The following is a 554-nucleotide window of genomic DNA, read 5'->3' as shown; positions in this document are numbered from 1 at the left end:
ATAACTGACTGTGAAATTGTGAACATTTGTCCTAAATCATCCGGATTCACATCATCTGTACCGCAACCTAATTCATCAACTGTTTTGAAATTAGTTTTTAATACTACACCACCCAATGTATTGTCTAATGAAATATTAAAGAATAAAGTCATTGTTTGACTCAATAAGTTGTTGTTGATGGATCCTTTTTTACCTTTTGCAAAGTTTAACGGATCGCTGTCAGACCAAGTATCTGGTTGATCATAAGTTGCAAAACCAGCTAATGCTCTAGGGGTTCCTCCACCTGGCAGCATTTTGAAAATATTGTTGTCAGCAGCAATAGCTTGTCCGATTATATCGGAAAGTTTTAATGTGAAGTAATTACCTGTAAATGTACTACCGAAATTATATAAATTTCCAGGCTGCGCATCAACGGCGGCCGCCATAATGGCTTGTGCTTTAGATGTGCTTCCGTCAGGTAAACAACCATTTCCGTTTACATTGCCATAGAATCCCTGAGTATAAGAACAGTGTGCGTCACCACATTCAGGAACTTTAAAGGTAGAAGAACATGA

Annotated in this window: 1 protein-coding gene; it reads right to left on the bottom strand. The window is 37.7% G+C overall.

All coding sequences use genetic code 11. From position 1 onward, the window contains the following. The coding region (locus EZM65_RS15590) for a hypothetical protein (protein ID WP_169051730.1) at positions 1–554 on the bottom strand (554 nt) is incomplete at both ends.

It is taken from the genome of Flavobacterium sp. H122 (assembly GCF_004959765.1).
Taxonomy (GTDB): domain Bacteria; phylum Bacteroidota; class Bacteroidia; order Flavobacteriales; family Flavobacteriaceae; genus Flavobacterium.
The sequence above is the reverse complement of the archived record's forward strand: the minus strand, read 5'-3'. Positions and strand labels throughout refer to the sequence as shown.